At 68.6% G+C, this 24,611-nt stretch carries 22 protein-coding genes; 12 read left to right on the forward strand and 10 right to left on the reverse strand.

Annotated elements, in window-relative coordinates; translation table 11 throughout:
* From ACZ7KI_RS39840 to ACZ7KI_RS39860, 5 genes are all read right to left on the reverse strand, one after another.
* The gene (locus ACZ7KI_RS39840; protein ID WP_470278179.1) at positions 1-1,449 is read right to left on the reverse strand and encodes an FGGY family carbohydrate kinase; all 1,449 of its coding nucleotides are present in this window, start codon (positions 1,447-1,449) and stop codon (positions 1-3) included.
* Complete coding sequence (locus ACZ7KI_RS39845; RefSeq protein WP_470278200.1) at positions 1,446-2,480, reverse strand: 2-hydroxyacid dehydrogenase; 1,035 nt, start codon at positions 2,478-2,480, stop codon at positions 1,446-1,448. Before ACZ7KI_RS39845 ends, ACZ7KI_RS39840 begins: the two co-directional genes overlap by 4 nt.
* A 98-nt stretch (positions 2,481-2,578) precedes the next feature.
* Complete coding sequence (locus ACZ7KI_RS39850) at positions 2,579-3,034, reverse strand: ribose-5-phosphate isomerase (protein ID WP_470278180.1); 456 nt, start codon at positions 3,032-3,034, stop codon at positions 2,579-2,581.
* Positions 3,035-4,720 (reverse strand): dihydroxyacetone kinase family protein, encoded by a 1,686-nt coding sequence (locus ACZ7KI_RS39855; RefSeq protein WP_470278181.1) that lies wholly within the window; start codon positions 4,718-4,720, stop codon positions 3,035-3,037.
* Complete coding sequence (locus ACZ7KI_RS39860; RefSeq protein WP_470278182.1) at positions 4,717-5,403, reverse strand: HAD family hydrolase; 687 nt, start codon at positions 5,401-5,403, stop codon at positions 4,717-4,719. The genes ACZ7KI_RS39855 and ACZ7KI_RS39860 overlap by 4 nt, the downstream gene beginning before the upstream one ends.
* A gap of 77 nt (positions 5,404-5,480) precedes the next feature.
* Between ACZ7KI_RS39860 and ACZ7KI_RS39865 the strand changes: the two genes are divergently transcribed.
* From ACZ7KI_RS39865 to ACZ7KI_RS39880, 4 genes are all read left to right on the forward strand, one after another.
* Positions 5,481-6,107 (forward strand): histidine phosphatase family protein, encoded by a 627-nt coding sequence (locus ACZ7KI_RS39865; RefSeq protein WP_470278183.1) that lies wholly within the window; start codon positions 5,481-5,483, stop codon positions 6,105-6,107.
* Positions 6,104-6,898: a DeoR/GlpR family DNA-binding transcription regulator gene (locus ACZ7KI_RS39870; protein WP_470278185.1), complete on the forward strand. Its 795-nt coding sequence runs from the start codon at positions 6,104-6,106 to the stop codon at positions 6,896-6,898. The genes ACZ7KI_RS39865 and ACZ7KI_RS39870 overlap by 4 nt, the downstream gene beginning before the upstream one ends.
* 881 nt (positions 6,899-7,779) lie before the next feature.
* Positions 7,780-9,114: an MFS transporter gene (locus tag ACZ7KI_RS39875; RefSeq protein WP_470278186.1), complete on the forward strand. Its 1,335-nt coding sequence runs from the start codon at positions 7,780-7,782 to the stop codon at positions 9,112-9,114.
* Positions 9,111-10,550: an FGGY-family carbohydrate kinase gene (locus ACZ7KI_RS39880; protein WP_470278187.1), complete on the forward strand. Its 1,440-nt coding sequence runs from the start codon at positions 9,111-9,113 to the stop codon at positions 10,548-10,550. The genes ACZ7KI_RS39875 and ACZ7KI_RS39880 overlap by 4 nt, the downstream gene beginning before the upstream one ends.
* An 18-nt stretch (positions 10,551-10,568) precedes the next feature.
* Here the strand turns inward: ACZ7KI_RS39880 and ACZ7KI_RS39885 are convergent, their stop codons facing one another.
* Positions 10,569-11,525: a coiled-coil domain-containing protein gene (locus tag ACZ7KI_RS39885; protein WP_470278188.1), complete on the reverse strand. Its 957-nt coding sequence runs from the start codon at positions 11,523-11,525 to the stop codon at positions 10,569-10,571.
* A 122-nt stretch (positions 11,526-11,647) separates the two neighbouring features.
* Here ACZ7KI_RS39885 and ACZ7KI_RS39890 point away from each other — a divergent pair, with 122 nt between their 5' ends.
* From ACZ7KI_RS39890 to ACZ7KI_RS39905, 4 genes are all read left to right on the forward strand, one after another.
* A complete protein-coding gene (locus tag ACZ7KI_RS39890) occupies positions 11,648-12,877 on the forward strand; it encodes a DUF445 domain-containing protein (RefSeq protein WP_470278189.1) in 1,230 nt (409 codons plus the stop codon).
* 48 nt (positions 12,878-12,925) lie between these two features.
* Positions 12,926-14,152 (forward strand): DUF445 domain-containing protein, encoded by a 1,227-nt coding sequence (locus tag ACZ7KI_RS39895; RefSeq protein ID WP_470278190.1) that lies wholly within the window; start codon positions 12,926-12,928, stop codon positions 14,150-14,152.
* Positions 14,153-14,203: 51 nt separating this feature from the next.
* The gene (locus ACZ7KI_RS39900) at positions 14,204-15,427 is read left to right on the forward strand and encodes a DUF445 domain-containing protein (RefSeq protein WP_470278191.1); all 1,224 of its coding nucleotides are present in this window, start codon (positions 14,204-14,206) and stop codon (positions 15,425-15,427) included.
* Between the two features lie 127 nt (positions 15,428-15,554).
* On the forward strand, positions 15,555-16,868 hold the full coding sequence (locus ACZ7KI_RS39905; protein ID WP_470278192.1) for an alginate O-acetyltransferase AlgX-related protein: 1,314 nt from the start codon (positions 15,555-15,557) through the stop codon (positions 16,866-16,868).
* Here ACZ7KI_RS39905 and ACZ7KI_RS39910 read toward each other — a convergent pair.
* From ACZ7KI_RS39910 to ACZ7KI_RS39920, 3 genes are read right to left on the reverse strand one after another with little or no spacing between them, the layout of a single operon-like run.
* Positions 16,865-17,746 carry a metal ABC transporter permease gene (locus ACZ7KI_RS39910; protein ID WP_061989304.1) on the reverse strand — a complete coding sequence of 294 codons (882 nt, stop codon included), beginning with the start codon at positions 17,744-17,746 and terminating at the stop codon, positions 16,865-16,867. The two genes, ACZ7KI_RS39905 and ACZ7KI_RS39910, sit on opposite strands and share 4 nt — an antisense overlap.
* Before the next feature lie 4 nt (positions 17,747-17,750).
* Positions 17,751-18,590, reverse strand: coding sequence for a metal ABC transporter ATP-binding protein (locus tag ACZ7KI_RS39915; RefSeq protein WP_470278193.1), 840 nt, complete (start codon positions 18,588-18,590; stop codon positions 17,751-17,753).
* Entirely contained in the window at positions 18,590-19,522 is a 933-nt protein-coding gene (locus ACZ7KI_RS39920; RefSeq protein WP_470278194.1) for a metal ABC transporter solute-binding protein, Zn/Mn family, read from the reverse strand. Before ACZ7KI_RS39920 ends, ACZ7KI_RS39915 begins: the two co-directional genes overlap by 1 nt.
* Before the next feature lie 200 nt (positions 19,523-19,722).
* Here ACZ7KI_RS39920 and ACZ7KI_RS39925 point away from each other — a divergent pair, with 200 nt between their 5' ends.
* The 4 genes from ACZ7KI_RS39925 (at position 19,723) to ACZ7KI_RS39940 (ending at position 23,312) form a co-directional block, all read left to right on the forward strand.
* Positions 19,723-20,823 carry a LacI family DNA-binding transcriptional regulator gene (locus ACZ7KI_RS39925; RefSeq protein ID WP_470278195.1) on the forward strand — a complete coding sequence of 367 codons (1,101 nt, stop codon included), beginning with the start codon at positions 19,723-19,725 and terminating at the stop codon, positions 20,821-20,823.
* 52 nt (positions 20,824-20,875) lie between these two features.
* A complete protein-coding gene (locus ACZ7KI_RS39930; protein ID WP_061989309.1) occupies positions 20,876-21,367 on the forward strand; it encodes a beta-class carbonic anhydrase in 492 nt (163 codons plus the stop codon).
* A gap of 19 nt (positions 21,368-21,386) precedes the next feature.
* On the forward strand, positions 21,387-22,262 hold the full coding sequence (locus tag ACZ7KI_RS39935) for an HhH-GPD family protein (protein ID WP_470278196.1): 876 nt from the start codon (positions 21,387-21,389) through the stop codon (positions 22,260-22,262).
* An 87-nt stretch (positions 22,263-22,349) separates the two neighbouring features.
* Positions 22,350-23,312 carry a peptidoglycan recognition protein family protein gene (locus ACZ7KI_RS39940; RefSeq protein ID WP_470278197.1) on the forward strand — a complete coding sequence of 321 codons (963 nt, stop codon included), beginning with the start codon at positions 22,350-22,352 and terminating at the stop codon, positions 23,310-23,312.
* On the opposite strand, the gene ACZ7KI_RS39945 is transcribed toward ACZ7KI_RS39940, so the two are convergent.
* Positions 23,260-24,411, reverse strand: coding sequence for an MFS transporter (locus ACZ7KI_RS39945; protein ID WP_470278198.1), 1,152 nt, complete (start codon positions 24,409-24,411; stop codon positions 23,260-23,262). The genes ACZ7KI_RS39940 and ACZ7KI_RS39945 overlap by 53 nt on opposite strands.
* Positions 24,412-24,611 lie beyond the last annotated feature (200 nt).

The following is a 24,611-nucleotide window of genomic DNA, read 5'->3' on the forward strand; positions in this document are numbered from 1 at the left end:
TCACAACCTCCACAGTCCACGGGCCGCGGCCAGCGAGGCCTGATAGTCGGCGTAGCCCTGCTCGTAGAACCCTACGTTCTCGGGACGGACTTCGACGACGCGCGCGCTTTCCGCCCACAGGTCCCTGTAGACCGGTTCGCCGAGGGCGTCCGCGGCGACGATCACCGCACCTCGCGCGCCGACGCCGGGATCGCCGGGGATCACGATGGGGCGCCCGAGAACGTCGGCGAAGATGCGGGTCCACGCGAGGGAGCGGACCCCGCCGCCGCAGGCGTACAAGGTGCCGGTGAGCCCGGCCGCCTCGAAGCAATGCCTTGCCGCGTAAGCGATCGACTCGCACAGGGCGCGGACGATGTCGCCACGCTCGCTCTCCAGGCTCAGCCCGGCGAACTGCGCCCTCGCCGACGCGTCGACGAACGGCGCTCGTTCACCGGACGCGGAAAGGAACGGTAGTGCCCGAACCCCACCCGCGCCGGGCTTGCTCGCGTCGAGCAGTGGGCCGATCTCCTCGACCGCGATGCCGAACAGACGGCACACCCAGTCGATACCCGCGGTGCCGACCATCGCCGGCATCGCTCGCAGGAACTCGCCTTCCTCCGGGGTACAGAGGAACATCCCCGCCGGCTCACCCTCCGGGTCGAACACCGCCGAGTCGGTCAGTACCTGGCAGGCGAGGGTGGTTCCGGCGGTGAGGATGCCGTCGCCCGGCCGCCGCACGCCGGCGCCGATGGCGCTCGCGGGCAGATCGAACGGACCCGCCGTGACCGGCAACCCGACGGGAAGTCCGAGCAATCCGGCACCGCGCTCGTCCAAGCGGAACACGGTCTTCGGCGCCGCCGGTTCCACGAACAGGTTCCTGCGGTGGGCGAGGCCGACGGCCGCGATGGCTTCTTCGTCGTAACGCCGGGTGGCCGGATTGAGGAAGGGCAGCGAAGCGTCCGACGCGTCGACGGTGATCTCACCGGTCAGCCGCTGGACCACCGCGTCGACGCAGTAGCCCGCCACCACCGCCCTGTCGAGCGATCCCGGTTCATGAGTGTCCAAAAAGGACATGATCGCCGCGGCGCTGCCGGGGAACATTCCCGACGCGGTGCGCCGGAACACTTCCCGGGACACCCCGTCGGCCTGCCATTTGGCCACCAGCGAGTTCGCCCGCCCGTCGAGCCAGGAGATCGCGGGCCGGACGGCTTCCCCGGACTCGTCGCGCAGCCACAGCCCGTCGCCCTGGCCGGTGAGGGCCAGCGCGGTGACCGGACCGTCGAGTCCGGCGGCGACCTCCCGCACCACCGTCGCCACGGTGCCGAGTACCTGGTCGAGGTCCTGCTCGACGAGTCCGCTCGGCAGGTGGTGCACCTCCGAGGTGGTGCACGCGCTCGCCACCGACATCCCGGCCTTGTCGAAGACGACCGCCTTGGTCAGTGACGTGCCGATGTCGACGCCGATGATCATGGCCGCAGGACCTCGGGGTTCGCCAGGTTCGCGAGCGCCTCGCCGCGGACGTACCGGCCCACTTCGGCGGCGACGATGCTCGCCGCCCGCTCCGCCGTCTGCCTGCTGGCTCCGGCGAGGTGCGGCGTGGCGATCACGTTCGGCGCGTCTCGCAACGCCCAGTCCGCGGGCGGTGGCTCAATGTCGTACACGTCGAGCGCCAGCGCGCCGAGCCGCCCCGAACGAAGGGCTTCCGGAAGCGGCGAATAGTCGAGGAGTCCGCCACGCGCGGTGTTGACCAGCACCGCTCCTTCCGGCAGCAGCGCGAGTTTGGCGGCGTCGATCAGGTGCCGGGTCTCCTCGGTGAGCCGGGCGTGCAGGCTCACCACGGAACTGCGGCGCAGCAGGTCGTCCAGGTCGACGAGTTCGGCACCGTCGGCGGCGATCCCGGCCGGATCGGCGAACGGATCCGCGACCAGCACCTTCGACCCGAACGCGATGAGTACCTTGGCCACCCGCGAGCCGATCGCGCCGTAGCCGACCAGTCCGACGGTGGTCCCGTCGAGTTCGAGGCCGGTCTGGTCGTAGGCGTAGTAGTCGCCACGCCAGGTCCCGCCCAGCAGTTCGGCCGAGGATGTCGAGATCCGGCGCATCGCGGCGAGGATCATCCCGACCGCGAATTCGGCGGCGGCGCCGGCGTTGCGGCCGGGCGCGTAGGTCACCGCGACCCCGGCCTCGGTGGCCGCGGCGAGATCGACGTTGACCGGACCGCCCCGGCACACCGAGACGAGCTTGAGGTCCGGCGCGGCGGCGAACACCTGCTTGGTGAAGGGGGCCATCTGGGTCACCGCGACCTCGGCTCCCGCCACGGCCTCGATCACCTGCTCCTCGGTGCCGCTGGCCTCGTGCACGTTCGCGACCGGGCCGAACGGCTCCACCGGCCACGGCAGCGTCAGCTCCGAGAACTCGTACCCGGCGCCGATCTCGGCACGGACGGCGTCGGCCAGCAGGCCAGTGCCGACGAAATGGTCTCCCGCAGCGAGTATCCGCAACTCTGCGTCCTCTCTCCGTGCCCGCATCGGGCGCTTCTCAGTGTCTGTTGGTGAACCCGCCACCGCAATCGAGACCGATCACGGCTCCGCCGTCGGGCTCAGTGGGCTTTCTCGTATTCGGTGATGTGCGCGACCTTGCTCGCGCTGGCCGAAGCCGGGTCGAAGCGGTAGCCGACCCACTCGGCGACGATCTTCTTCGCCAGTTCAGGGCCGATCGCCCTGGCGCCGAAGGTGATCACCTGGCAATCGTTCGATTTGACCGACCTCTCGGCCGAGTACGAGTCGTGCGCCACCGTGGCCCGGACCCCCGGGACCTTGTTCGCCGAAATGGCCATGCCGATCCCGGTCCCGCAGACCAGTACGCCGCGATCCGCCTCGCCCCGCGCGATCGACTCCGCCGCCGCGAGACCGAGCAACGGGTACGCCTTGTCGTCCGAGCCGTCGGCGACGCCGAGGTCGGTGACCTCGTCCACCCGTTCGTCGGCGAGGAGCAGGTCACGCAACTGGTCCTTGAGCGCCACCCCGGCGTTGTCCGCCGCCACCACGATCCGCATTCAGTCGTCCTTTCCCAGAGCCTGGCCGACCGCGGTGACGAGCAGCGCGAACGAGGTCGCACCCGGATCCGGGTGCCCCTTGCTCCGCTGCGCCAGCCGTGCCGCCCTTCCCTTGGCCGGTAGCAGGTCCGCCGTGGCCTCGGCCGCGCTCACCGCGACCTGAGCCGCCTTCTGCCAGGCCTGCGGGACGTCCGCGCCCGCTACGGCCTGTTCGCGCAACGCCAACCGGAACGGCTCGATGGCGTCGAGCATCGTCTTCTCGCCGGGCTCCGCCTTGCCCAGTTCGACGAACGCCGTCACGGCACCGTCCACGGCGTCCGCGAGGGCTTCCACGGTGACGTCGCTTTCGGACTGGTCTCGCAACCCCGCGCCGGTTTCCGCCAGCAGTACCCCGTACAGCGCCCCGGACGCTCCGCCCGCGGCGTCGGCGAACGCCGTCCCGGCGGCCAAAAGCGCGGAGGAGAGTGCATCTCCGTCGCGCCGGGCGGCGGCGACCGCGGCCCGCATTCCCCTGGTCATGCCCAGCCCGTGATCCCCGTCGGCCGCGACCGCGTCCAACCTGCCGAGTTCGGCTTCGTTGGCTTCGATGTCGTGCAATGCCGCCGTCAAGGCGCGGTCCACCACGCCCCGCCCTGGCTCGGTCTCCACGAGCAGCGAGTCCACTGTGGACTCCAGCGGGACCTGTGCCAGCGCGGCACCGCTGCTCCGGTAACCCGGAGTATCGCAGGGCGCGGCGTACAGCTCGGCGAGTTCGTCGTCGAGCACCAGGATCGAGAGCGAGACACCGGCCATGTCGAGCGAGGTGACGAATTCGCCGACCTCGGTGTGCAGCGGACTGAGCCCGGCGTCGGCCAGCCTCTCGTGCACACGGCTGTAGGTCGCGAACATCTCTTCGTACTTGGTCCGGCCGAGGCCGTTCAGCAGGACCACCACCCGCTCGTCGCCTTCGGGGATCTCGGGGATGAGGCCGTCGACCAGCTCGTCGGCCAGGTCTCGGGCGCTCAACCTGCCGACGGTGCGCACGCCGGGCTCACCGTGGATGCCCAGCCCCAGTTCCATCTCGTTCTCGCCGACCGTGAACAGCGGCGCGTCCGCGCCGGGCAGCGTGCATCCGCCGAACGCCACCCCGAACGTCCGGGTGCGCGCGTTCGCCTTCTGCGCCGCCGCGTGGACGGCGGCGAGGTCGTCACCGCGTTCGGCGGCGGCACCCGCGATCTTGAAGACCAGGAAGTCGCCCGCGACGCCACGGCGTCGTTCCGGCGCGTCGGCAGGCCCGCTCGCGATGTCGTCGGTGACCAGGATCGTCCGGCTCTCGATGCCCTCAGCCGCCAGCCTGCGCGCGGCGAGGCCGAAGTGCAGGACGTCGCCCTGGTAGTTGCCGTAACCGAAGAGCACGCCGGCGCCGCTCTCGGCGGCCAGCGCCGTGCGGTAGACCTGTTCGGCGCTCGGGCTGGTGAACACGTCGCCGACCACCGCGCCGTCGGCGAGGCCGGGACCGACCAGTCCGGCGAACGCGGGATAGTGCCCGCAGCCGCCGCCGATCACCACCGCGACCTTGCGTTCGGACTCTTCCCGCCGCAGCACGCCATAGGCGCCGGGAACCTTGCGCACCGAACGCCCGTAGGCGGTGACGAACCCGTCGAGCCAATCGCGTTTGAACGTCTCCGCGGTACCCAGGACCGTCATCGCCCGCTCGCTTCCGCGAACTCGCCGGACAGGTACGCGAGCAGCTTGCGCCGTACGTCGTCGTTGTTCTCCGCGACCTCGGCGGCCAGTTCCAACGCGTCCGGTTTCGGCGGGTACACCGGATTCGGCAGCGCGATCACGGTGAGCCCGGCCGCGGCCGCCGCACGGATACCGTTGCTGGAGTCCTCGACGCCGAGGCATTCCTCGCCGGAGCGGCCGAGCCTGGCGGCGGCTTCGAGATAGACGTCCGGACTGGGTTTCCCCCTGGCGACCTCGGCACTGGAGACGGTCGCGGCGAACTCGCCCGTGAGTCCGTGCTTGTCGAGCACCGCGTCGATCACCCGGCGGGCGGCCGACGACGCCAGCGCGACCGGCACCTTCGCGCTCACCTCGCGGACCATCTCGCCGGCACCGGGCAGCAAGGGCGCCTCACCCGCCTCGATCGCGGCGATCATGCCGTCCACCACGGCCCGTTCGACCTCGACCGCGCTTTCCGGTGTCCCGGAGCGCTTCGCGAGGTAGGCCGCCCATTCGGGCGCGCTCATCCCCTGCACGGACGCGGTGTCCTCAGCGGTCCATTCGGTCCGGTGCCGGGCGGCGTACGCCACCCAGTTCTCTTCCCAGAGGTGTTCACTGTCGACGAGGACACCGTCCAGGTCGAACACCACCGCGGCGAGTGCCATCCGGCATCTCCTTTCACATCGATGCTGTTAAGTTAACATCGATGATGTGATGTTGACAAGGTCCGAGGAGGAATCACGTGGGTGCACGCTTGTTACTGGCCCGGCACGGCCAGACCGAATGGCATGCCGAGAACCGGTACGCGGGCAGCAGCGACGTCGCGCTGACCGAAGAAGGACTCAGGCAGGCGGACGAACTCGCCGGATTCGCCGCGGCGGCCGCGCCGTCGGCGGTGTTCTGCTCGCCGCAGAGCCGCGCTCGTCGAACCGCGGAGCCGTCCGCCAAGGCACTGGGGGTGCCGTCGCGGGTGGTCGACGACCTGCGTGAAGTCCACTTCGGACTGATGGAGGGGCGCACCAGGGAGGAGCTGGCGGCGACGGATCCCGAGGTGGTCACGAGGTTTCTCGCGAATCCCGTCACCGGTGCCTTCCCCGGCTCGGAGCCTCCCGAGGAGGCGGCCGCCCGTGGCGCGCGGGCGCTACGCGGGATCGCCGCCGAGGTCCCGGGCGAGACGGCGCTCGTCGTCGCGCACAACACGCTGATCAGGCTGACCCTGTGCGCACTGCTCGGCATTCCGCTCGAGACCTACCGGACGGTGTTCCCGCGACTCGACAACGCGGCCGTCACCGAGATCGCGATCGACGGCACCCGCACCGGCCTGCTGCGGCTCAACCAACCGGCGCGCACGCGATACTGGACACCATGAGCGATGAGAAGACGGCCGGTGCGAGCGCACACTCTCGTAACACGCGCCAGCAGCAGATCACCGAACACGTCTTCAAGACCGGCTCCGCCACCATCTCCGACCTGGTGGAACTCACCGGCGTCAGCACCATGACCGTGCACCGCGACATCGACGAGCTCGTCCGCCGCGGCCTGCTCCGGAAGTATCGGGGCGGCGTGTCCGCCATGCCGTCGACGGTCTTCGAAAGCAACGCCGACTACCGGATGAACGTGCATTCGGAGGAGAAGGCGGCGATCGCCGCGCACGCCCTCGCCCGCGTCGAACCGGGAATGTCGATCCTGCTCGACGATTCCACGAGCGCCCTCGCGCTGGCGAAGATGCTGCACCGGGTCACCCCGCTGACCGTCGCGACGAACTACCTCGGCGCCATCGAACTGCTGAAAGAAGTCCCCGATCTGCGGCTCATCTGCATCGGCGGCGACTACTCGGCGACCCACGACTCGTTTTTCGGCATGCAAAGCCTCGAAGCGATCGAGCGGATCAACGTCGACGCCACCTTCGTTTCGACGTCGGCGATGAACACGCGGATGACCTTCCACCAGGAGCCGGAGATCGTGATGCTGAAGCGCGCGATGCTCGCGAGCGCGCGGACGAAGGTGCTGCTGATGGACCACAGCAAGACCGAACGCGCGGCGTTGCACCGGCTGGCGCCGCTGAGCGACTTCGACGTGCTGATCGTCGACGACGGGGTCGAGGACCACCTGGCGGAGGAGATGCGGAGCCAGGTGGAAGTGGACATCGCGGAGGTTTGAGCGCTTCGGCCGGCCGTGAGTGGTAAGGACGGTCAACACGGGCGGGGAGGCTTCCGGCCGCTGGACGTCCGGAAGCCTCCCCCCACACCGCATCAACCCCACATCGGACACCCCGCGCCGTGAAGGCCTCCTTGCCTACCTTCAGGGTAGGGGCCCGGCAAAGTCGGGATGCTGCAGGTCGGGGACCTCTTGATCATGGCGCAGGCCGACGTCTATGAAGGAATTAGGACGTTGAATGTCCCAATTCCTTCATAGACGCGGGGTCGCACCCGGTTGCGAAGCTTGATCAACAGAGGTTCAGGGGTATGCCCCTGAACCTGGTGCACCTCGAGTGTGGAGGAGTTTGGGCGTTCACCGTCCCAAATCCTCCACACTCGGACCCCGCAGGCATCAGCGATGCCACATCCGGACCACCAAGAACAGTGCCGACCAGCAACTCTGCGACTTTGCCGGGACCCTGCCTTCAGGGTAGGGAAGGAGCCCTTCACTACCCGCCGAGGTGATCCCCGGTGACACTGGGACAACCGTGACGCCAAGTCCCGGACACGTGGACCGACTGCTCGCGTTTAGCCCGCTAAACGCGCTCCGGGCACACATGCGTTTCGCCCCCTGATCGCGATTCTGGGGCGTTCTCGCGTCCGTGAAGGACTCCTTGAGGGCCCCAGAGTCCCTCAAGGAGTCCTTCACGGACCCGGGCTCAACCCCGCCGATGCCCTCGCAATCGGCCTTCTCGGCGCGGTGACACCTACACCTCAGCCAGTCACGGCCAGCCTGTGCGACCCGGGCGCGCGAGGCTAACACGGAAATCCACCGATGTAACATCTTGAAAGTTAAATTAACACGATCCATGATACGCTGACCACGACGTCATGGAGGCGTGCATGAATCAGATGACATCGCCGTTATCGCGATCCGGGAGCGGGTTCTCCCGTGTGCTCGACCGTTGGGGCCTTCCCGCCCCGCTGTTCCTCGGCTATGCCGGGCTGCTGCTGTTCATGATCGGCGACGGGGTCGAGTCGGGCTTCATCGCGCCGTTCATGGCGAACAACGGCGCGGGCACCGAGATCAAGGCTTCGTACGTGATCACCGTGTACGGCGTCGCCGTGATGCTGGCGTCGTGGCTGTCGGGCGCGCTCTCGGATCTCTGGGGACCGCGTCGCGTGATGATGATCGGCCTGGCCATCTGGCTGGTGTTCGACGTGCTGTTCCTCGCGGTCGCGGTGTCCGGCCAGAACTATCCGCTGATGCTGGTGTTCTACGGCCTCCGCGGGTTCGGCTATCCGATGTTCGCGTTCGGTTTCCTGGTCTGGATCACCGCGGTGGCACCGGTCGCGCGGCTCGGCGCGGCGGTGGGCTGGTTCTACTTCGCCTTCACCGGCGGGCTGCCGACGCTGGGCGCGCTGGTCGCCAGCTTCACCAACCCGGTGCTGGGGCAGTACGGCACGCTCTGGGTGTCGGTGGCGCTGCTCGCGGTCGGCGGGTTGCTGGCGATCTTCGGGGTCCGGCAGCGGACGGGATACACCCGGCTCGCACCACCGGACGTGAAACCGGTGCAGAGCCTGGTCTCCAGCGTGTCGATCGCGTGGAAGAAACCGCGCGTCGGCGTCGGGATGCTCGTCCGCGTCATCAACACCGCGCCCGAGTTCGGCATGCTGGTGTTCTTCCCGACCATCTTCATCGAGGGCATCGGGTTCGGGGAGAGCCGCTGGCTTCTGCTGGTCTCGGTCATCTACGGCACGAACATCTTCTTCAACCTGATCTTCGGTGTGCTGAGCGACCGGATCGGCTGGCGCACCACGATCTTCTGGTTCGGCGCGATCGGCTGCGCGATCTCGATCCTGCTGCTGTACTTCGTCCCGATCGCCATGGGCGCCGAGTACTACTGGCTCGCGCTGCTCGTCGGCGCGCTGTACGGCGCCACGCTCGCCGGGTTCGTGCCGATCTCGGCGCTGCTCCCCTCCCTCGCTCCGGAGAACAAGGGCGGCGCGATGGCCCTGCTGAACCTGGGCGCGGGCGCGGCGGCGTTCGTGGGCCCGGCGATCGTCAGCGTCTTCCTCGGGCCGCTGGGCGCGGCCGGGGTGGTGATCGTCTTCGCGGCGCTGTACCTGGTCGCGGCGGTCATGGTGCGGTACCTGAAGCTGCCCGAAGAGACGGCGAAGGCGATCGCAGAGGACAAGAGCCTCCAACAAGTCGGAGAGAAGGTCGCCACCACGTGAACGAGCCCGTCACGATCGGCATCGACGTCGCCACCGCGGGGGTCCGTGCCCTCGCGGTGCGCGGCGGCACCGTCCTCGCCTCGGCCGCCGCGCCGCTGCCCGCACCGGTCCGCGACTCCCGCGGGTACAGCGAGCAGGACGCCCGGTCCTGGTGGCCGGCGGTGGAGACGGTGCTGGCGAAGGTCACCGGCGAGCTGCCGGGCAGGGGCGGAGAGGTCGCCGCGGTGGCCATCGCCGCGACGTCGGGGACGATCGTCGGGGTCGACGCCTCGGGTGCGCCGGTCACGCCCGCGCTGATGTACGACGACAGGCGCGGCGCGGCCCTCAACCGCGAGGCCACCGAACTCGGCGAGGATCGCTGGCGACGGCTCGGTTTCGGGGTGTCGGCCACGGCCGCGCTCGGCCGGATCGCCTGGCTGTCCGCACACGTCCCCGACGTCGCCGGGATCCGGCACACGCCGGACCTGATCGCCGCGAAACTCACCGGCGGGCCGGTGTCGACCGATTGGTCGCATGCCTTGAAGAGCGGCTACGACCCGCTCGCCCTCGAATGGCCATCCGAGGTCTTCGACGCCTTGGATGTGCCGGAGCACCTGCTACCGCCGGTGGTCGCCCCGGCCACCGTGCTCGGCACGGTGACCCGTCCGGTCGCCGGGCTCCCGGCGGGCTGCCTGGTCGTGGCCGGGATGACCGACGGCTGCGCGGGTCAGCTCGCGGCCGGTGCGGTCGTCCCCGGCAGGTTCGTCGGGATTCTCGGGACGACGTACGTACTCAAGGGGGTCACCGAGTCGCTGGTGCCGGATCCGACCGGTGCGATGTACAGCCACCGCCACCCCGACGGCTGGTGGCTGCCCGGTGGCGCGTCGAACACCGGTGGCGAGGCCGTGGCCGGAGAGGACAGCCTCCCCGAACTCGACGCCGCGGCGGCCGAACTGGGTCCGGCGAAAGTGATCGCGTATCCGTTGCGACGCAAGGGCGAACGTTTTCCTTTCACCAGTGCGGACGCGGCGGGATTCGTCTCCGGCGAGCCGGACGCGGTCGAGCTGCACCGGGCCCGGCTGGAGGGAGTCGCCTTCCTCGAGCGGCTGGCGCTGGACCACCTACGCCGCCTCGGGGTCACGATCACCGAGCCGCTGCTGGCGGCGGGCGGCGGCAGCAAGAGTCCTTTGTGGACCCGGATCAGGGCGACCGTCACCGGTCTCGGCCTGCGGGTCTCACCTCAGGCCGAAACGGGGTACGGTGCCGCGCTACTCGCCGCTGCCGGGGTCCTGCCGGGTGGGCTCACCGAAGCGTCCGAAGGGCTCGCCGAGGGAACACTCGTCGAGCCCGACGAACGGGAGAGCGGCGCGCTTGCCGAGTCTTACCAGCGGTTCTGCGCCGAACTGCACACTCGGGGCTGGATCGACGACGAACTGTTCGCCGCCGTCCAGCACTGAGCCCTCGAAAACCGCTGATCAGGAAGGGCGTGGGCCATTGTTCTTGGTGGGAGCCGGCTTCTGCGCGGCCTCCGATTTGGCGGCTTCGGCGTCGGGGGCGGGCGCCAGCAGCCGGATGGCCTCCTGGACGGCGACGTCCGTGGCGGAAAGCCGTTCGGCGACCTTCGACCGGAGTTCCATCGCGAGCTTCCGGGCCTGCTGAGCCTCGGTCTGCTGAGTCTTCGCGTCGGCGAGAGCCTCCGCGACCTGCTCCTGCTTCGCCGCGATGTCCTCGGCCGAGGACTTCTCCGACTTGGCGATCTTCTCCGCCGAAATCCGCTCGGCTTCGGCACGCTTTTGCGCCGATACCCGGTCGGCTTCCGCGATCTTGTCCGCAGAGGCCTTCTCCGCCTCCGCGCGACGAGCCGCCGAAGCCTCCTCGGCCTTCTTGTCCGCGGCGGCGCGGGTCCGGACACTCTCCATGTCCAGATCCTTGCGCTTCTGCGCCGCCTCGGCGTTCAGCCGCTCGATCTCGGCCTTGGCGTCGGCGAGCAATTTCTCGCGCTCCGCCTGGGCATCCTTGGCCGTCTTGTCGATGGCGCGCTGGGTCTCGTGGGCGTACTTGTCCGCTTCAGCCCGCGTCGACTTGGCGTCCGCTTCCGCGGCGGCCTTGAGATCGGCGATCTCCTCCTCGGCGAGCTGCATCATCATGCGGACGCGCTCGGCCATCGCGCCGGCGCCGGACGGACTCGAGCTCATCCGCACGAGCGCGGCCTTGGTCTCGTCCAGTTCCTTCTGGGCGTGGCCGAGCGCCTTGGTGAGTTCAGCGGCGGTCGCCACGGCCTCGTCGCGGTTGCGCGAGAGCTGCTTGAGTTCGGTCGACAGTTCGGCGAGACGCTCGTCGACCTGACGCTTGTCGTAGCCGCGGACAGAGCCCGCGAACTGGGGCGATTTCGCTGAGGGCGCCTGAGGCGCCGACTTCTCAGGAGCGACCATGGCGGCCACCTTAATGAGCGGGGGCCAGTCGAGTAGTACCGCCAAACGGCTGCACTCGGCGCGCGACCGGTCGATCACATGGCATCCTGCATTGTTGACAGGTCGTAAGCAGGGAGGGCCGGTTGGACATCTCGGCGATCCTCGACGACATCCAGGAGCACTGGCACGTCTACGCCACGATGCCGTTCATCGCCGCGCTCATCGGCTACATCACCAAACGCGTCGCCATCGAGATGATGTTCCGCCCGCTCGAATTCGTCGGGATCAAACCCTTTCTCGGCTGGCAGGGGGTCATCCCGGCCAACTCGCGCCGGATGGCGACCACCGCCGTCGACCTGCTGACCAAGAACCTCGTCGATCCGCAGGAGATCTTCTCACGGCTCGATCCCGACGAGGTGGTCAAGGAACTGGAAGAACCGCTTCTCAAGGCGGTCGAGGACGTCACCCGCGAGGTGATGGAGCAGTACCAGCCCCGGCTGTGGGAGCTGCTGCCGACGCGGGCGCAGCGGATGCTGGTCGACCAGGTCCGGGCGCAGGCGCCGAAGGTCGTCGCGCGGCTGATGCGCGAGGTGTCGACCAACATCGACGAGGTCCTCGACGTCAACGAGATGCTGATCAACGCGATGGTCCGGGACAAATCGCTGACCTGCCGTCTGATCAAGGAGGTCGCGACCCCGGAACTCCGCTTCATCGCCCGGTCCGGGATCTACTTCGGTTTCGTGATCGGCCTGGTCCAGTTCATCGTGTGGGCGCTGACGAAGCAGCCGTTGATCATGCCGATCTTCGGTTTCGTCACGGGGTTCGTCACGGACTGGCTGGCCTTGAAGATGATCTTCTACCCGCGTGTGCCGCGCCGGTTCCTGTTCTTCAGCTGGCAGGGCATGTTCCAGAAACGCCGTCAGGCGGTCGCCCGTGATTACGGCGCGCTGATCGCGGACGAGGTCCTCACCGTGCGGAACGTGATGGAGGCCGTGCTCACCGGGCCGAAGTCGGACAAGCTGTTCTCGATGATCACCCGCGAGGTGCGGCGGACCATCGACGCGCAGGCGAGTATCGCGAAACCGTTGGTGGCGCTGACCGTCGGCGGCAAGCAGTACCAGGAGATGAAGCAGGCCGCGGCGGAGAAGACGATCGCGTACCTCCCCGAAACGGTGAAACACGTGGAGAGTTACGCCACAGACGCCCTCGACGTGCGCAACACGATCGTCGTGAAGATGCAGCAACTGACCCCGCTCGAGTTCGAGGGGATCCTGCGACCCGCCTTCCAGCAGGACGAATGGAAGCTGATCGCGGTCGGCGCGGTGATCGGCGGGCTCGTGGGTGAACTTCAGGTCCTGCTACTACTCCATTGAGGACCGGCGGCTAGGTTCCCCTCAAGCGAGACGCGGGAGGGGCTGCGAGTGAACGCCGTCATCGCCGACTTCGGCGAGCACTGGCCGGTGTACGTCACCATGCCGTTCATCGCGGCGTTGATCGGCTACGTCACCAAACGCGTCGCCATCGAGATGATGTTCAAGCCGGTGGAATTCGTCGGCGTCAAACCGTTCCTCGGCTGGCAGGGTGTCCTGCCCGCGAACGCCGAGCGGATGGCGGCCACCGCCACCGAGATGCTGACGAGCAACCTCGTCGATCCGAAGGAGATCTTCGCCAGGCTCGATCCCGCGCAGGTGGCGAAGGAGATCGAACAGCCGCTGCTCCGCGTCGTCGAGGACGTCACCCGCGAGGTGATGGAGCAGTACCAGCCGCGGCTGTGGGAACTGCTGCCGAATAGCGCCCAGCAGCTGCTGCTCAAACGCGTGCAGGCCGAAGCGCCGCGAGCGATCACGAAGATCATGGGCGAGATCGCCGAGAACATCGAGGACGTCCTCGACCTCAAGCACATGGTCGTGACGAACCTGGTGCGCGACAAGGCCTTGCTGAACCGCCTGATCCGCGACATCTCGCGGCCGGAGATGCGGTTCATCGCCCGGTCGGGGATCGTGTTCGGCTTCTCCCTCGGCTGTGTCCAACTGCTCGTATGGGCACTGACGAAGTCGCCGATCGTGCTGCCGCTGTTCGGTATCGGCATCGGCTGGTTCACCGACTGGATCGCCCTGAAGATGATCTTCCTGCCGCGTGAGCCGAAACGGTTCTTCGGCTTCTACACCTGGCAGGGCGTGTTCCAGAAACGCAAGGACCAGGTGGCCGCCGACTACGGCGACATGATCGCGCGCGAGATCATCACCATCCCGAACCTGCTCGAAGCCGTGCTGAGCGGGCCGAAGTCGGACAAACTGTTCACGATGATCACCCGCGAGGTGCAGCGGACCATCGACTCGCAAGCCAGCGTCGTGAAACCGTTCGTCGCGATGGCCGTCGGGGGCAGGCGGTTCCAGGAGATGAAGCAGACTGCGGCGGCGAAGGCGGCGGCGCGGATCCCGGAGACGATCCGGCACGCCGAGGCCTACGCGGTCAACGCCCTCGACGTCCGGAACACCATTGTGGACAGAATGCGACGGCTGAAGCCGCTCGAATTCGAGCAGTTGCTGCGCCCGGCGTTCCGGCAGGACGAATGGAAGCTCATCGCCGTCGGCGCGGTGATCGGCGGCCTCGTCGGTGAACTTCAGGTGCTCCTGCTGCTTCACTGACGGGTACCCGATACCGTTTCCCATCCGCCGGAGCACGAGCGAGGAGGTCCCATGGACGCCGTCCTCGACGACCTCGCCCGGCACTGGTGGCTGTACGCCGCGATCCCGTTCGTCGCCGCGCTGATCGGCTACGTCACCAAACGCGTCGCCATCGAGATGATGTTCAAACCGCTCGAGTTCGTCGGGATCAAGCCGTTTCTCGGTTGGCAGGGCGTGGTGCCCAAACACGGCGGGCGGATGGCCGCCGTCGCGACCGAACTGCTGACGTCGAACCTGCTGGACGTCAAAGAGGTCTTCCGCCGGATCGATCCGGCGATCATCACGCGTGAGATCGAGCAACCGCTGCTGCGGGCCGTGGACGAGGTCGCGCGCGAAGTACTCGAAAAGCACCATCCCAGGCTCTGGGAGGTCATGCCGACGATGGCACAGGAACTGCTGATCAAGCAGATCCAGGCGGCCACCCCCCGGCTGGTGCGCGAGTTCATGACGGAGATGACCGAGAACCTCGACGAGGTGCTCGATTTCCAGCACATGACCGTCCAGCGGCTCACCAGGGACAAGAAGCTGCTCGTCCGGCTGATCCGCGAGACGTCGCGGCCGGAGATGGCGTTCATTGCGCGCACCGGCATCTACTTCGGCTTCGGGCTCGGTGTCGTGCAGGCGATCGTCTGGGCGGCGACGAAGGAACCGTGGGTGCTGCCGATCTTCGGCGGCAGCATCGGGCTGTTCACCGACTGGCTGGCGATCAAGCTGATCTTCGTGCCGCGCGAACCGGTGCGGGTCGGCCGGGTGATCCTGCAGGGCAAGTTCCAGCGACGGCGGGCCGAGGTCGCGCGCCAGTACGGCGAGATGATCGCGAACGAGATCCTCACCGTGCCGAACCTGCTCGACGCGGTGCTGCGCGGGCCGCGGTCGGACCGGTTGTACGCGCTGGTCGAACGGCTCGTGGCGAACGCCGTCGACGAGCAGGCGAGCGCCGCGAGGCCGATGGTGGCGCTGGCCGTCGGCGGGCAACGACTACAGGAGATCAAGCAGGCGGCCGCGCGGAAGGCGCTGGAACACCTGCCGCCGACGATCCGCTACGCCGAGGGCTATCTGACCGAGGCGATGGACGTCGCGAAGATCGTCGAGCGGCGGATGCTCGGGCTGACGCCGTTGGAGTTCGAGGGCCTGTTGCGGCCGGCGTTCCGGCAGGACGAGTGGAAGCTCATCGCCGTCGGCGGCGCCATCGGCTTCCTGGTCGGTGAGCTGCAGGTCCTGCTCATGCTGCACTGACCGATCGCGTTTAGCCCGCTAAACGCGATCGGGGGCGCACTTGCGTTTCGCCCGCTAATCGCGATCCGGGGGCGGTGAAGTGGGGCGTTCTCACGTGGTCGCGACACGGGTTGATTACGGTGGTGGGGTGGCGTCCGAACCCCAGCAACTGCCAGCCGTGCACGAGGCGTGGCTTCCGCGTGAGCACGCGCTGCACCGGCCCCGCCACGGCGGCAGGCAGCTGACCGCGCTCATCAGCGCGCTCCTGTTCTTCACCACCCCCGCTCTGCTGTGGGTGTTCGGCGTGCGGCCGGGTGAGATCGAGAACCACAAGCTCGCGAGTTTCCCCGGGCTGGACCGCGGCTGGGGCTTCTTCACCGACATGCCGACCTGGGCCATCGACCAGCTGTCGTTCCGGCCGGGCGCGATCGCCGCCGCCGACGCGATCAGCCGCGGGATCTTCGGCGAAGGTGCCCCGCTCGACCAGCCGCCACCGCAGCAGCAGGCAGGCCCGATCCCGGCCCCGCCCGCCCCATCGCCGACCAAGACCGCGCCGACCCAGGGTCCGACGCCGAACGCCGCGTCCGGCTATCGCCGTGTCGTCCAGGGCCGCGACGGCTGGCTGTACTACGGCTACGACGCCGACGCGAAATGCGATCCGTCCCGTCCGCTGCCCGAGACCATCGCCAAGATCAACGAGCTGCGACGCGCGGTCGAGCAGTCCGGGCGCCGGTTCGAACTCGTCGTCGCGCCGGACAAGTCGACGATGGTCCCGCAGTTCCTGCCCGACAGCTACCCCGGCAAGGACTGCTCGCGGTCGGCCGAAGCGAGCACCTGGCACCGGATGATCAAGGACGCCCGCGCGATCGACCTGCGGCCCGAACTACGCGCGTCCGAGGGCCGGGTGCTGCACCCGATCTATCCGGCCAACGACACGCACTGGGCCGACGAGGGCGCGCTGGTGATGACGCGCGCCATCGCGAACGCGATCAAACCGGGCGTCACGCAGACCTGGGTCAGCGTGCCCGTCGGCCAATACGACACGGTCGCGGATCTGCCGCCGCTGATCAACAAACAGGGCACCAAGACGAACACGCTCTACAGCCTCCGCCCCGACGGCATGGTCGAGCGAGCGGGCGAACCCAACGGCGACATCGACCGGCCGGTGTACCGCACCGCCAGTCCGCTGATCGGGACCGTGGACGACAAGATCCTGATCTACGGGGACTCGTTCACGAAGGCGTCTTCGCGATACCTCTCCGGCGCGTTCACGAACCTGACGATGCTGGCGCACTTCACCCAGAAGACGTCGCAGGCCGAAGCCGTCGACGCTTTCGTGAACGCGAACGTCGTCGTCCTCGAAGCCGTGGAACGCAGTATCGCCGGCGGTCAGCTGGCGTTCATCGACCCCGGGTTCATGGAAGCGGTCAAGAAGGCGCTCGCCGAAAACCCGATCCGCTAGCGCAAGGCGGGCTGTGCCTTCGCGGTCGGCTCGACGCGGACCCGGGTGCTCCGGCCGCGCAGCCACGCGATGAGGCGGCAGACCAGGTAGATCACGAACGAGATCGTCGTGACGAACGCGCTCACCGGCTTCCCCGGCGCGAGCGAAAGGATGATCCCGCCGAGCGCCGCGATCTCCGCGAACACGATCGACAGCACGGTCGCCTTCCACGGGCTGGCCGTGACCCGCGCGGCCGCCGCGGCCGGGGTCACCATCAGGGAGACCACGAGCAGCGCGCCGACGATCTGCACGCCGAGCGCGCTCGAAATCCCGACGAGCACCGCGAAGATCAGGGACAGCAGCCGGACCGGCACACCGCGGGCCGCGGCGACCGCGGGGTCGACCGTGGCGAACAGCAGCGGCCGGTAGATCACCGCGAGCACCACCAGTACGACGACGGAGGCGCCGACGAGCAGGTTCAGGTTGGTCGAGTCGATGGTGATGATCTGCCCGACGAGGATGCCGAACTTGTTGGCGCTGCGGCCTTCGTAGAACGAGAGCAGCAGCACGCCCATACCGAGCCCGAAGGCGAGGATCACGCCGATCACGGAGTCGCGTTCGGACTCGCGGCCGCCGAGGATCCCGATCAGCAGGGCGGCGATCACCGCGCCCGCGAGGCCGCCGAGTTCGACGCCGACGCCGAGCAGCAGCGCGCCCGCCGCGCCGGTGAAGGCCAGTTCGGCGGTGCCGTGCACGGCGAACGACATCCGCCGCATGACCACCAGCGGGCCGAGCACACCCGCGACCAGCCCGAGTACGGCGGCCGCCAGAAGCGCGGTCTGCACGAAGTCGAGGCCGAGAAGCTCGCCGGTGAGGGCGAAGTCGAACATCTTGTCCACGGCGCTAGGAGACCTGTTCGTGTTCGTCGATGTGGTGGGGTTCGTCCTCGCACAGCGCGCTCTGTGCCCCGGCGACGTGGATCTGGCCGCCGACCTTGAGCACCTCGATCCGCGTGCCGTACAGCTCGGACAACGTCTCCGAGTTCATCACCTCGTCCGGTTTACCGACCCGGAACTGGCCGTTCACCAGGTACAGCATCCTGTCCACATAGGACAGGATCGGATTGATCTCGTGGGTGACGAACAGGACGGCGGTGTTCGCCGAACGACGCCGCTCGTCGATCAGTTCGCTGACGGCGCGCTGATGGGCGAGGTCGAGGGAGAGCAGCGGCTCGTCGCACAGCAGGACCTCGGGGTCGCCGACCAGCGACTGCGCGACGCGAAGCCGCTGCTGCTCGCCGCCGGAAAGCCGCCCCACCGGCTGCTTCGCGTACGCCTGCGCGCCGACGGACTCGATCGCCCGCGACACCAGCTGCCGTCGTTTCGCGAGGCCGAAGAGCCCTGTCCCCCACCGGTGCCCATCCAGGCCGAGGCCGACCAGGTCCACCCCACGCATCGTCAGGCCCTCGTCGAGGGCGCGCTGCTGCGGGATGTAGCCGATCCGCCGGTTCTGCCCGCCGGGCTGCCGCCCCGCGATCTCGACCGTGCCCTCCGGCAGCCCCTGCTGACCGAGCAGCACCTTGAGCAGGCTGCTCTTGCCGGAACCGTTCGGCCCGAGGATCGCGAGGAACTCGCCGGGCTCGACGTCGAGATCGAGCCCGGACCAGAGGGTTCTGGTGCCGAACGCGAGGCTCGCCCCGCGGACACGGACCGCGGGGCGCGCCTCGGCAGGTACGGAGCTCACTACTTCAGTGCTCCCGCCAGGGAGTCCACTTCCTTGGTCATCCATGCAATGTAGTCGGTCACACCCTGGGGAAGCGTTTCGGTCACGTCGACGACCGCGACCCCGGCGTTCTTGGCGTCACCGACGACCTGCTGGGTGACCGGGGTGGTGGTCTGCGCGTTGTTGATCAGGGCCTTGACCTGCTTGCCGGAGATCAGCTGCTTGACCTCGTTGAGCGCGGCGGCGGGCACGTCCTGCTCCGCTTCCACGGCCTCGGCGAAGGCGGGCGGAGTCGAGTCGGTGATCTTCGCGCTGTCGAGCAGGTAGTGCGCGACGGGTTCGGTCGCGACGACCTTGGCGTTCGAAGCGCCCAGCCCGGTGACCTTCTTCAGCAGTTCCTGGGTCTTGCCCTTGAACGCGGTCGCGTTCGCGGTGAAGGCGTCCTTCGACGCGGGCTGGATCTCGCCGAGCTTCGCGGCGACCTGGTCGGCGATCTTCTCGACACCGGGCAGGCTGTACCAGACGTGCTCGTTCTCGTTGCCCGTCGCGGCGATGTCTACGGCGACCAGCTTCTGGGCATCGGTGGCCTGGTCGGCGAGCTTCGAGAAGAAGTCGTCGTATCCTCCGCCGTTGGACAGCGTCAGCTTCGCGTTCTTCGCGGCGATGGCGTCGCTGGCGGTGGTCTCGTAGGAGTGCGGGTCGGCCGAGGGGTCGTGGATGATCGAGGTGACCTCGACCTTGTCGCCACCGACGGCGGTCACGACACTGCCCCAGACGTCGGTCGAGGCGACGACCTTGATCTTGTCACCGGCGCCGGGGTTCGCGGCGGACGCGTTCTGCGCGCCGGAGCCGGTCGACGCCTTGTCGCTGGAGGCGCACGCCGTCGCGCCGATGGCGAGGACGGCCAAGGCGGACACAGCCGCGAATACACTCTTGGTACGGCGGGAATTCATCTACTGCACTCCTGCGGATGCCCAGGCCAGGTGTCCCAGATGCCGGGTAATGGAAACCGTTGTCAGATTCAACTGTACCCCATCCGGCTGATACCACCCCATCGATCACCGTCCGCTGTACCCAGGGTCACTCTGAATCGAGACCTGCCACACGTCGGGTGATGCTTCTGGAAAACGTTCTGAACCGTTACGGTTTGCGAATGGGCCGTCCTATCCGCACCAGGAGGCAGGCGACACTGGCGTCGTTGGCCGCAGAGCTCGGTGTGTCGCGGACCACCGTCTCGAACGCCTACAACCGACCGGACCAGCTGTCCCCTGAGCTGCGCCGTCGCGTCCTCGAGACCGCACGGCGCCTTGGCTACCCGGGCCCGGACCCGGTGGCCCGTTCACTGCGGACGCGCAAGGCCGGCGCTGTCGGCCTTCTGCTCACCGAGAACCTCTCCTACGCTTTCCGTGACCCCGCCGCCATCGGCGTACTCGAAGGACTCGCGCTGGCCTGCGAAGACGCGGGCGTCGGCCTGCACCTCGTCCCGGCCAGCCCGGGCCGCGAGGACGTCGCGGCCGTGCACCGCGCCGGTGTCGACGGCTTCGTCGTCTACTCGGTGCCCGACGACGACCCGCATCTCGGCGCCGTCCTGGAGCGCCCGGTGCCGACGGTGATCGTCGACCAGCCGAGGGTGGACGGCGTCGACCGGGTCGGCCCGGACGACGCGGCCGCGGTCACCGCCATGGCCGGCCACCTCATCTCGCTGGGACACCGGCAGATCGGTGTGCTGTGCATGCGGCTGGCCCGCGAGCGCAACGACGATTTCGTCTCCATCCAGCGGCAGAGCGCCGCGCATTTCCACGTCCAGCGGATCCGGCTGGAGGCGCTGGCCGCCGCGTTCTCCTCGGCCGGGGTCGACTGGGCGACCGTGCCGGTGGTCGAGCGCTTCGACCACACGGTGGACGACGGCGCGTCGGCCGCGCGGCAGCTGCTCGACGCGTATCCGCAGGTCACCGCCGTGATCTGCACCTCGGACATCCTCGCGCTCGGCGCGCTGGCCGAAGCCGAACGCCGTGGGCTGCGGGTACCGCAGGATCTGACGGTCACCGGTTTCGACGGCATCACCGAGGCCGAACGCTCCGGCCTCACCACGGTCCATCAGCCGGTGCTCGAGAAGGGCAAGGCGGCGGGCAAGCTGCTGCTCAGCTCAGCCGACCGGGTCGGGCCGAAGGTGATCACCCTCGCCACCGAACTGCGCGTCGGCCGTACGTCGGCCCCGCCACGCACGGCCGAGGAACGCTGGTTCGGACCGTGACATGAGCCCCGAAATGTTGCCCTCCACCGGCTTGTCCGGTTCCAATGGTCCGGTGACCTCCATCGACGTGTTGCTCAAGCGTAATCAGGAGCTGGGCGATGTCACCCCCGGTGACCGCTCCTCCCCGAGGCCATCGCTCCAAGTGACGATTCTGACCTGCATGGACGCCCGTATCCGGGTGTTCGAGATCTTCGGCCTGATCCAGGGCGAGTCGCACATCCTGCGCAACGCGGGCGGTGTCGTCACCGACGACACGATCCGTTCCCTCGCGCTCAGCCAGCGGAAACTGGGCACGCGCGAAGTCCTGATCGTCCAGCACACCGACTGCGGTCTCTCCATGGTCACCGAAGACGACTTCAAGGACGAGCTCGAAGCCGCCAGCGGGCTGCGCCCGACCTGGTCGGTCGAGGCGTTCCGCGAGGTCGAGGACAGCGTCCGCCGCTCGGTGCAGCGCGTGCGGCGCAGCGACTTCCTGCCGCATACCGACAACGTGCGCGGCTTCGTCTACGACGTGAAGACAGGGCGCCTCAGCGAGGTCGCGTAAGGGTTTTAAGCTTGACCGAGTGGGCGTCGACGCGGATGTACTGATCGAGTGGTTCGACGAGGTAGGGCGCGACCTGCCTTGGCGCGAGCCGGAGTGCACCGCCTGGGGCGTGCTCGTCAGCGAGATCATGTTGCAGCAGACGCCGGTCGCGCGCGTCCAGCCGATCTGGCTCGACTGGATGGCGCGCTGGCCGGTGCCCTCGGCGCTGGCGGCGTCGTCCCAGGGTGAGGTCGTCCGCGCCTGGGGCAAACTCGGCTACCCGCGGCGCGCGCTGCGGCTGCACGCCGCGGCGGCCGTCATCGCCGCCGAACACGGCGACGTCGTTCCGTCCGATGTGGACACTCTGCTCGCGTTGCCCGGCATCGGCGCGTACACCGCCCGCGCGGTCGCTGCCTTCGCCTACGGCAAACGGGCACCGGTGGTGGACACGAACGTCCGGCGCGTCGTGGCCAGGGCGGTACACGGCGCGGGCGACGCCGGACCGCCGTCGAACACCCGCGACATGGCCGACGTCGAAGCCTTGCTGCCGCTCGAAGACGCACCTGCCGCGAAACTCTCCGCGGCGCTGATGGAACTCGGCGCACTCGTCTGCACCGCCCGGTCACCGCGCTGCGCGGACTGCCCGATCTACGACGACTGCGCCTGGCAGCACGCGGGCAAACCCGCCTACGCCGGGCCCGCGAAACAGGTCCAGAAGTTCGCCGGTACCGACCGCCAGGTGCGCGGGCTGCTGCTCGACGTCCTGCGGGGTACCGAAGGTCCGGTCGAGAAGGCGCGGCTCGATCTCGTCTGGCACGAATCCGGGCAGCGTGACCGCTGTCTCGACTCCCTGCTGGTCGACGGCCTGCTCGAACAGACCGGGGGCGGCCTGTTCGCGCTCCCTGGCGAACACTAACGCATTACGACAAAAGTTGGTCAATGGTTGTCATCGACGCGATGGCGGGTTAGCTTTCCGGCCAAAGCGCATGATGGGAGCACGCCCGTGGCCGACTTCGACCGACGTACCGCGCTCAAGGGAGGCCTGACGGTAAGTGCCGTCGGGCTACTGGGGACAGCAACGACTTCCGCCGCTTCCGCGGCGTCCGGGGTGACAGAACCGCAGATCTACGGCACGGCCGCGTGGGGCGCCCGTCCGCCGAACGGAACGATCGAGGTGCAGGACCACAAACCGACGTACATCGTCGTGCACCACACGGTCGATCCGGGCAACGTCACCGACTACACGCTCGAACACGCCTTTTGGGCGTCGCGTTCGATCCAGAACTTCCATATGGACACGCGCGGTTGGGTGGACAGCGGCCAGCAGTTCACGAACAGCCGCGGCGGGCACATCACCGAGGGGCGGCATCGCAGCCTGGAGGTGCTTCGCGGCGGAACGCGGCACGTACTGGGCGCGAACGTGGGAAACCACAACAGCACGTGCATCGGGATCGAGAACGAGGGCCTTTACAGCAAGGAAGACGTCACGCCGGCGTTGTGGGCGTCGCTGGTGAAGATGGTCGCCTACATCGCGTCGCAGTACGGGATCGCGCCGGAGTTCATCAAGGGGCACCGCGACTTCAACTCGACCGAATGCCCGGGAACCGTGCTGTACAACCGGCTTCCGGAACTCCGGACCGAGGTCGGGAAGCTGCTGGGCTCGGCGTCGCCGAAGGTGGACGTGCCCGAATGGCCGTTGCTCAAGCCCGGCGACTCCGGACCGCGAGTGCGGACGGCTCAGGAACTCCTGCGGGTGCGAGGTTTCGGCGTTCCCGTCGACGGCGTGTTCGGACAGTCCACAAAGGATGCCGTCGCCGCGCTCGCCGCCCGGCACGGACTCGAGCGCGATGCCTGCGGCGCGACCGCGGCGACCGACGAGACCGGGTTCCTCGGCTCCGACGTCTGGCCGCTGCTCACGCGACCCGGGACCGATCCGCGGGCGCTGAAAGCACAACTCGCCGGCTGAACAGCAACGGCAAGAGGATCAAGAAGGCGGCACACCAAGGGAGCAGGAACGTTCCCAGCGGCAGTAGCAGGCCGCCGATGAGCGCTCCACCGGCGACGGCGCCGTTCCAGGCCGCGATCGTGAGCGACTGGGCGGCGTCGGCGGTGGTGCCCGCGATCAAGGCGGTGACGGCCTGGAAAGCGGTCGGGGCACCGCCGAAGGCCACGCCCCAGAGGCAGGCCGCGGCCAGCACCAGCGTGGGGACGCCGTCGCTGAGTCCGATGAGGACGATGGCGGCGGCTGTCACGCCTGTGCAGATCAGCAAGACGGCGCGCGGATGCCGGTCCAGCGCGGCACCGACGGCAACCAGCCCGCCGACCGCGGCGCAGCCGAACACCAGCAGCGCCGCGCCCAGCATCCGCGCCGAACCCAGTCCGACGAGAATCGGGCCGATGTAGGTGTAGGCGACGTTGTGCCCCAACGAGAACAGCGCCACCGTCGCCAGCACGGGGCGCATCCCCGGCAACCGTGACGCGGCCAGCGGGCGGGTCGGGCGCGCCGGATCCGCCGGCACGGCGGGGACCGCGACGAGCACCCACGCCAAGAGCGGCACGGTGATCAACGCCATCACGGCGAACGCCCAGCGCCAATCGGCCAGTTCGCCGAGCGCCGTACCCGCGGGCACGCCGAGGGCGAAGCCGATCGGTGTACCGGACATGGCCACGGCCAGCGCGCGTCCGGTGAGTCCCGGCGGCACGAGGCGCATCGCGTATCCGGCCACGAGAGACCACATCACGCCGGTCAACGCGCCGGAGACGACCCGCGCGGCCAGGATCAGCGGGTACGACGAGGACACGGCGATCACCAGGTTGACCAGCAGGAAGCCGATGATCAGCGCGACGAGCAAATGTTTCCGCGGCACCCGGAGAGTGGCGGTGGTGAGCGGGATGGCGGTGAGCGCGGTGGTGATCGCGTAGACCGTCACCAACTGGCCGGTCGCCGACGGGGACACCCCGAGATCCGCCGACATGCCCAGCAGCAGACCGGCGGGCAGCACCTCGGTGAGGCAGCCGAGGAAGACCGTCGTCGTCAGCGCGAGCAGCGCCGGGAGGGGCAGCATGCGTCGACGATCTCTTTCCCGGCGCGGCGGGCGATAGTCCCGGGCAGGTATGCCGCGGCGTTATCGGGCGCCGGTGAGGGGTGGGCTGAGTTGGTCGTGAGTGGCGATTCGGGTTCTATTGAGGGGTAAGGCAAAGGTGGCGTGGTGGGTGGTAAGTCCGTGAAGGCCTCCTTGAGGGACTCTGGGTCCCTCAAGGAGGC

This window comes from Amycolatopsis sp. NPDC039088 (assembly GCF_055598845.1).

Excerpts from the sequence above, each read along its gene's own strand:
- ACZ7KI_RS39840 (WP_470278179.1), bottom strand. The coding sequence starts at position 1,449 with ATGATCATCGGCGTCGACATCGGCACGTCACTGACCAAGGCGGTCGTC.
- ACZ7KI_RS39850 (WP_470278180.1), bottom strand. The coding sequence starts at position 3,034 with ATGCGGATCGTGGTGGCGGCGGACAACGCCGGGGTGGCGCTCAAGGAC.
- ACZ7KI_RS39855 (WP_470278181.1), bottom strand. The coding sequence starts at position 4,720 with ATGACGGTCCTGGGTACCGCGGAGACGTTCAAACGCGATTGGCTCGAC.
- ACZ7KI_RS39860 (WP_470278182.1), bottom strand. The coding sequence starts at position 5,403 with ATGGCACTCGCCGCGGTGGTGTTCGACCTGGACGGTGTCCTCGTCGAC.
- ACZ7KI_RS39870 (WP_470278185.1), top strand. The coding sequence starts at position 6,104 with ATGAGCGATGAGAAGACGGCCGGTGCGAGCGCACACTCTCGTAACACG.
- ACZ7KI_RS39875 (WP_470278186.1), top strand. The coding sequence starts at position 7,780 with ATGAATCAGATGACATCGCCGTTATCGCGATCCGGGAGCGGGTTCTCC.
- ACZ7KI_RS39885 (WP_470278188.1), bottom strand. The coding sequence starts at position 11,525 with ATGGTCGCTCCTGAGAAGTCGGCGCCTCAGGCGCCCTCAGCGAAATCG.
- ACZ7KI_RS39900 (WP_470278191.1), top strand. The coding sequence starts at position 14,204 with ATGGACGCCGTCCTCGACGACCTCGCCCGGCACTGGTGGCTGTACGCC.
- ACZ7KI_RS39920 (WP_470278194.1), bottom strand. The coding sequence starts at position 19,522 with ATGAATTCCCGCCGTACCAAGAGTGTATTCGCGGCTGTGTCCGCCTTG.
- ACZ7KI_RS39925 (WP_470278195.1), top strand. The coding sequence starts at position 19,723 with ATGGGCCGTCCTATCCGCACCAGGAGGCAGGCGACACTGGCGTCGTTG.
- ACZ7KI_RS39945 (WP_470278198.1), bottom strand. The coding sequence starts at position 24,411 with ATGCTGCCCCTCCCGGCGCTGCTCGCGCTGACGACGACGGTCTTCCTC.